Below are 7216 nucleotides of genomic sequence, written 5' to 3'. Positions count from 1 at the left end.
AGTCTTCCGTCACATCGCCAGTTACGGTAGTCTTCATTTCACCACCAACAGTAGTCGTCAGATTCCTGCCAATGTCATTGGTCATATCTTCCGAAGCAATGTTGGCAATATCTTTGGCATCGTTGGTGATTGTTCCAGTTTTAGCCTCGTTAGTAATGTTGATGGCATCCTGGGTCGTCGTAGTAGTGTTTGTTCCATCCGTTGCCGTGGTAGTAATGTTCCTGCCGCTCTGACCTATAGCGGTCATACCATCTGCGGTTGTGACGCCCTGATAAATCTGATCAGCCTTCTGGTTGATTGTTGAACTATTTTCTGTATCCTTCACTTCATCGGTTATCATATATCCGTCTGGCGTCTGTTTCAATTCGCGATCAGCCATCTTTTGCGGATAATCCCCTACATCTCTGATGTCCTGTGTAATTCCATCAGCGGAGGTCGTCGTCGTTGCAATAGAATCGTCATCTCTGGCATATTCTGTGCGCCCATTTTTATCAAACGTCGATTCTGAAGTCAGTTGTTCCGGGCCAGCGTCGAAGTTTTTGGAATGGACGCTGCCGCCTTCGATGGTCGTAAAGTTGTTTGCATCAACTTTACTTTGCAGTTTATCTGCATTGAATTCCTTGACATCCAGAGTGCCGCCAATTTTGGCATCACCCGTTACTTCCAGAGAACCGCTGTTAATCTTATTGGTCACATCGAGACTGCCAGCCGATACGTTTCCTGCAAAGCTGCCGCTGCCAGCTGTTACGGCACCAGCTCCAGCATTGAGGCTCGTGCCAGTAATAGCACCACCACTGATGTTACCGCCCTGAGTATTGAGGCTAGTACCAGTGATAGCACCACCACTGATAGCACCACCCTGAGTATTGAGGCTAGTACCAGTGATAGCACCACCACTGATAGCACCACCCTGAGTATTGAGGCCGGTACTGGTCATCACACCGTCTGCATGAATCGTACCGGAAGCAGTAATATCTTTAGCACTAACATCACCGGTAGCCGTTACATCTTTGGCACTGATATCGCCAGTAGCTGTAATATCTTTAGCGTTGATATCTTTAGCTGTGATATCATTGGCACTGACATCGCCGTTATTCATCTGTACACCGTTGACCGTCGTCGTACCACTGCTTACACTGATTTGGGCATTCTTGACTGTATTGATGGCATCAGCATCGGTCTGATTACCGGTGATAACCGTAATCTTGTTGTATCCGGGAAAACTTGAATTAGTTGTTCCGGTACCAGCTGCAAAAACATCGCTGCCAGCAGGCAGGAGCAGCAGCGCTGCGACAGCTGCCAAGGCCGCCCGCCTGGCAATCAGGCCTGTACTCGTCGCTTTCGTATTGCCATGGACCAATTCAGAAGCGACCACATAACAATTTCTCGTTTTACTCCAAATAACTTTATAAATTCTATTCATATGCTCCACTTCCTTTCTTTTAATTGAGAATATCATGTAATCTCAAATCGTTCGAACGCCTTTCTTGTGCTCATTATAGCAAAGGGGAAAAAAGTGCACACTGTAATTTGTTACAGTATATTCATGTGTATTTTGCAATTACAAAAGCGTTTTAGACGGTTGTATAAACTTTTATGAATCTGTCATGACAGATGACATGATTTAACAGTTTATCTGTCATGACAACCAAAAAACTCCTGCATTTGTTGGAAAAATTCTGATTCTATGACCTATACCTGTAATTTATTACAGTGTATTTATTCTTTATATTTAGTAAGATGATAATAAGGATAGAATACGTACGGATTTCTGAGGTTTCAAGTCCATATTCCTGTTGATGATGCTGCCCTTCGGGGTCATGATCAGCACGTTCCCAGGGGCGATGAATCGAAAGATGATTTACAGCCGTAAGGAGGAAGAGGAGCAGCAGCTATATCCTATTCGGAGAGGAACGGGATGACCTGATGGCCGTCTGGGAAGGCGTGCGGAATCTGTCCCCGGCCCAGGGACTGGAACAGTTGAATAGGCGGAAACTCCCGCAGGAACCGGCAAGAAACGGTAACGCCAGACAAACACAAACTCCCTTTCAAGCAGACAGGAAATACGAACATCCTGAACTGCCTGAAAGGGAGTTTTTTAGAGTGTAATATCACCATCACACAAACCATTCGCGTTAACAAAAGAAACAAACTATCTTCCACCCTTTACGCCTATGGCAAAAAGTACTATGCTGTACATATAGGTGATACTATTGTTGACTGGAGATGATTCTATGACAAATGAAGAACTCGCACGGCGGTCTACGGCTGTGCGTGAATATGTCGTCAAGATGCTGGCTGCTGCCGGCGCAGGCCATCCCGGCGGCTCTCTTTCCATTGTGGAAATCCTGCAGGTGTTGTATGGGGAATATATGCATGTGCGGCCCGGAGAACCTCACTGGCCCGGCCGTGACCGGCTCATCCTGTCCAAAGGCCATGCTGCACCGGCTCTCTATGCGACGCTCATGATGCACGGTTTCTTTCCCGAAGACGAATTGTGGAATCTCAGGAAATGCGGCGCCATGCTCCAGGGCGTGCCCGATATGAACCGCACGCCGGGCATTGATATGTCTACCGGCTCGCTGGGTCAGGGCCTGTCCGCCGGCAACGGCATGGCTCTGGGAGCCCGTCTTGACCACGCAGACTGGCGCACGTACGTCATCTGCGGCGACGGGGAAATCGAAGAAGGCATCATCTGGGAAGCGGCCATGACCAGTGCCCATTTTAAGCTGGATAACCTGACGCTCATCATCGACCACAATAAATTGCAGCTCAGCGGTGCGTCGGAAGAGGTCATGAATATCATGCCTATTGCCGATAAATTCCGCGATTTCCACTGGCATACGATTACTATCAACGGTCATAACTTTGACGAAATCCGGGCAGCCCTGAAAGAATCGGAAGAAACGAAAGGCATGCCGACGGCCATCATCGCCGAAACCATCAAGGGCAAAGGCGTCGATTTCATGGAAAACAAGGCCGCCTGGCACAATAAAACACTCGATGCCGCCGAAACGAAAAAGGCACTGGAAGAATTGGAAGGTGAATCATAATGGCTATGTCTACACGGGACGCCTACGGTCATGTCCTGGAAACGGAAATCTATAAAAATCCCGATGTCGTCGTCGTTGATGCGGATATCGCCTCTTCGACGCGGGCAGAAAAATTTAAGAACAAGGCTCCGGAACGTTTTTTCAATGTCGGTATTTCCGAACAGGACCTGATGGGTACCGCCGCCGGTCTGGCTGCCGTCGGAAAAATCCCCCTGGCCGGATCGTATGCACTGTTTACCGAACGGGGACTGGAAATCACCCGCAATTCCATCTGCCTGCCCAATCTCAATGTAAAAATCATCGTCAGTCACGGCGGCCTGACCATCGGCAGTGACGGTGCCACCCATCAGGCCATCGAAGACATCGCTCTCATGCGCAGCCTGCCCAATCTTTCGGTCATCGTCCCATCGGACGGCTGGGAAACGGAAGAAGCCGTCAAGGCCGCCGTCGCCCATAAAGGCCCGGTATACATCCGCCTCGGCAAAGATACCGTCCCCGATATCCATCCGGCCGGAAGCACCTTCCAATGGGGCAAGGGACAGATTCTCCGGGACGGCATTGACGTGGCCCTCATAGGGACAGGGCGCATGACAGCAGCTGCTCTTGCTGCCGCCGATCAGCTGCGTCAGGAGGGATTGGAAGCCATGGTCATCAATATGCCGACCATCAAGCCTATTGATGCCGATCTCATCGAATATGCCGCCCGTAAGACCGGACACATGGTCACGGCAGAAGAAGGCACCGTACTCGGCGGTCTCGGTTCCGCCGTGGCAGAAACACTCGTCCGCCGCTATCCCGTCCGTCAGGAATTCATCGGCGTACAGGATACATTCGGTGAATCCGGTTCTTCCGAAGACCTGCTGAAAAAATACGGTCTCACCGCAGACGATATCGCCGCTGCCGCCCGGAAGGTACTGGCATAAATGTCTCAACCATTGTATAGCAACAAAAAAGCAGCAGATATGGGGAAAATCTCCCTGCATCTGCTGCTTCTTTTTTCGTATTTAAAATTCCCGGACAAATTTTGCGTGAGTCTGCTCCATCCCTTCGCGCATATAAAAGCGGTGGGCATGAACGCGGGCCTTATTGCTGGTCACCTCTATGAGGACGCACTGCCGCTTTACTGCTTCTTCTTCGGCCAGACGCACCATCTGGGCGCCAGTGCCCTGACTGCGCGCGTCTTCACTGACAAAAAATTCCACGATTTCCGCACAGTTTCCGCAGTGATGCAATTGCCTGTCAAACCGCAGATTCAATACGGCATACAGTTTCCCGTCCTTTTCTGCAACGAGGCAGTAATAATCATCATTTTCCATCTGTTCTGCATAAACCCGGGCAAACATGTCCCTGTCCAGTTCCCGCCGGACGAGCTGGCAGATGAGCTCATAAACGCCTTGAAGGTCGTGAATCGTACTTTTTCTAAACATGGTAGTACCTCTCTTTTTCTAAATATATGTGAACTGCCATTTATCATACGGCCTTCCTAGTTCCATTATATCAGGAAAAATCTTCCCACCGCCAGTTTTTACCTATGAAAATAAAGACTAGGATATGCGAAATTTGCAAGTAAAATTATTTCTCCCGGCCCCGGCCCGTGCTATAATATATACGCTGATACAGTATAATTTCCATGAAATCCGAGGTCTTTTATATGAAAATTGCTTTTTTCGACTCCGGCATCGGCGGGCTCAGCGTCCTCCATCATGCCATGAAAGTACTCCCTCATGAACAATTTATTTTTTTCGCCGATGAAGATAATGTACCCTATGGGACGAAGACGACGGAACAGGTATTCCAGTACGTCAGCGACGCCTTTTCTTTTCTCATGACCAAAGATGTCAAGGCTATCGTTGTCGCCTGCAATACCGCTACCAGCGTGGCCGTGCGGGAACTGCGCCACCAATACAAGATTCCCATCATCGGGATGGAACCGGCTGCCAAAAAAGCACTCGATATGGATACAGAGCGCAACCGCGTCCTGGTCATTGCCACGCCGATTACCGTGCGGGGACATAAAATCAAAGAGCTTATCGAAAAATACGATACAGAAAGTCTGGTAGACCTGCTGGCCATGCCGGATCTTGTGGAATTTGCCGAACACATGGATTTTTCCTCGCCGGCCGTAGAAGACTATATCCACCGGCAGTTTGCCCCGTATGATTTCAGCAAGTATGCCAATCTCGTCCTGGGCTGCACCCATTTCAATTATTTTAAAGAAACGCTGCGACGCATCCTGCCAGACCATGTCCGCTTTGTCGATGGCAACGAAGGAACAATCCGCGAACTCATCCGCCAGCTCGATTACCGCAAAGGTCTGGAATATCTGCCTCAGACCGTCGAATATTATTATTCGGGAAAGGCCGTCACAGAGCCTCACGAATTGCAGCGTATCGACGCCTATCTGGACCAGCTGGAACGGGTTTATACCATCATCTGATATTTTACAATATGGCAGACCCCGATCTGCCACAAATAAAACAGGAGCTGTCTTCCCCTGATTGAGAAGACAGCTCCTGTTTTCGTTCTATTCAGTTTCAGCCGGCAATGGCTGCTTTTTTCTTTTTCAGCCGCATCTGCCAGAAGAGGATGCTGCCAAAAATGACGATACCGATGCCGTCGGTCATGACGCCCGGCACAATCATGAGCAGGCCTGCCACAAACAACAGGACCCGTACGGGGACGTTGCAGTGATCGGCCAGATACCCAATCATGGACGAACTGAGGCCGATCATGCCCAGTACAGCCGTAATGGTCGCCATAATCATTTCCAGCGGCGTCGCCTGTACCATGAGAAGGACTGGCGATACGACAAAGATATAGGGAATGATGAAGGCCGCTATGGCCAATTTGGACGCATTGACCCCGGTCATGAGGGGATTGCCGCCGCTGATGCCGGCACCGGCATAGGCCGCCAGTGCTACCGGCGGTGTAATATCGGCGATGATTCCGAAATAGAAGACAAACATATGCGCCGCAAGGACGGGGACGCCCAGTTTTATCAGGGCCGGAGCGGCAATAGTCGCCGTGATGACATAGTTTGCCGTGGTCGGCACGCCCATGCCCAGTATAAGCGCCGTAATCATGGTAAAGAACATGGTCGGCAGCAGCATACCGCCCGAAAGGTCGATCAGGGCCGATGCCAGTTTTAATCCCACGCCGGTCTTGGTAACGACGCCGATGATGATGCCGGCTGCAGCACAGGCTATGAGTACGCCCAGGACGCCTTTGGCGCCTTTTTCCAGCCCCTGGATGATCTGAATGGGTTTCATGCGCGTAGCCTTGCGGACAAACGATGCCGCGATGGACATGACGATGGCTACCAGTGCCGCCCGCATGGGTGAATAGCCTGCAACCAGCAGATAGACGATTGCGATGAGAGGCAGGGCCAGATGACCCCGTTCTTTCAAAATCGTCCAGATCTTAGGCAGCTGAGAGCGGGGAACGCCTTTCAGATTGTTGCGTTTTGCTTCGAAATGAACACCAAGACAGATACCTGTAAAATATAATAAAGCCGGGATAACGGCTGCCTTGACGATATCAATATAGGGAACGCCGACAAATTCTGCCATGAGGAAAGCCGCTGCCCCCATGACCGGCGGCATGAGCTGTCCGCCTGTAGACGATGCCGCTTCTACGGCACCGGCGAAATTCTTGTGATAGCCTAATTTCTTCATCATAGGAATGGTGAAGCTGCCTGTCCCGACGACGTTGGCTACGGAGCTGCCGGAAACGGTCCCCATGAGGGCGCTGGAAATGACAGCTACTTTGGCAGGCCCGCCACTGGACCAGCCGGCGATGGCATTGGCCAAATCAATGAAGAATTTCCCCAGGCCGGTCGCTTCCAGATAGGCGCCAAACAAAATAAACAGGAAAATAAAGGTAGACGATACACCAAGAGGAATACCGAATACGCCTTCGGTCGTAAAATACAGGTGTCCTACCAGCTGTTCCGGTGTCAGTCCCCGATGAGCCAGAACGCCCGGCATATAGGGACCGGCAAAGGCATACGCCAGAAAAGCCAGCACCACGCAGAGCATCGGCTTTCCTACGGCCCGCCGTGTAGCTTCCAGGATCAGCAGGATGCCTATGCTGCCTACGATGTAATCCATCGTCGTCACCGTTCCGGAGCGCAGCACGAGCTGCTGATATTCCAGGACGATATA

General features: G+C 50.6%; 6 protein-coding genes. 3 read left to right on the top strand and 3 right to left on the bottom strand.

Annotation, left to right across the window (positions count from 1 at the left end; all coding sequences use genetic code 11):
* The coding region (locus B4H10_RS04685) for an ESPR-type extended signal peptide-containing protein (RefSeq protein ID WP_292018292.1) at positions 1 to 1423 on the bottom strand (1423 nt) is incomplete at its 3' end.
* A gap of 811 nt (positions 1424 to 2234) precedes the next feature.
* Here B4H10_RS04685 and B4H10_RS04680 point away from each other — a divergent pair.
* The gene (locus B4H10_RS04680) at positions 2235 to 3053 is read left to right on the top strand and encodes a transketolase (RefSeq protein WP_292018291.1); all 819 of its coding nucleotides are present in this window, start codon (positions 2235 to 2237) and stop codon (positions 3051 to 3053) included.
* Positions 3053 to 3976, top strand: coding sequence for a transketolase family protein (locus tag B4H10_RS04675; protein WP_292018290.1), 924 nt, complete (start codon positions 3053 to 3055; stop codon positions 3974 to 3976). Before B4H10_RS04680 ends, B4H10_RS04675 begins: the two co-directional genes overlap by 1 nt.
* Before the next feature lie 81 nt (positions 3977 to 4057).
* On the opposite strand, the gene B4H10_RS04670 is transcribed toward B4H10_RS04675, so the two are convergent.
* Positions 4058 to 4480: a GNAT family N-acetyltransferase gene (locus B4H10_RS04670; RefSeq protein ID WP_059076532.1), complete on the bottom strand. Its 423-nt coding sequence runs from the start codon at positions 4478 to 4480 to the stop codon at positions 4058 to 4060.
* A gap of 224 nt (positions 4481 to 4704) precedes the next feature.
* Between B4H10_RS04670 and murI the strand changes: the two genes are divergently transcribed.
* A complete protein-coding gene (gene murI / locus B4H10_RS04665) occupies positions 4705 to 5490 on the top strand; it encodes a glutamate racemase (RefSeq protein ID WP_292018289.1) in 786 nt (261 codons plus the stop codon).
* 97 nt (positions 5491 to 5587) lie between these two features.
* Here the strand turns inward: murI and B4H10_RS04660 are convergent.
* The coding region (locus B4H10_RS04660) for a TRAP transporter permease (RefSeq protein WP_292018288.1) at positions 5588 to 7216 on the bottom strand (1629 nt) is incomplete at its 5' end.

It is taken from the genome of Megasphaera sp. UBA4382, assembly GCF_002391155.1.
Taxonomy (GTDB): domain Bacteria; phylum Bacillota; class Negativicutes; order Veillonellales; family Megasphaeraceae; genus Megasphaera; species Megasphaera hexanoica.
This window is presented reverse-complemented; position numbering and strand designations above follow the sequence as displayed.

Coding starts and splice junctions, on each gene's coding strand:
- B4H10_RS04680 (WP_292018291.1), top strand. CDS start 2,235: ATGACAAATGAAGAACTCGCACGGCGGTCTACGGCTGTGCGTGAATAT.
- B4H10_RS04675 (WP_292018290.1), top strand. CDS start 3,053: ATGGCTATGTCTACACGGGACGCCTACGGTCATGTCCTGGAAACGGAA.
- B4H10_RS04670 (WP_059076532.1), bottom strand. CDS start 4,480: ATGTTTAGAAAAAGTACGATTCACGACCTTCAAGGCGTTTATGAGCTC.
- murI (WP_292018289.1), top strand. CDS start 4,705: ATGAAAATTGCTTTTTTCGACTCCGGCATCGGCGGGCTCAGCGTCCTC.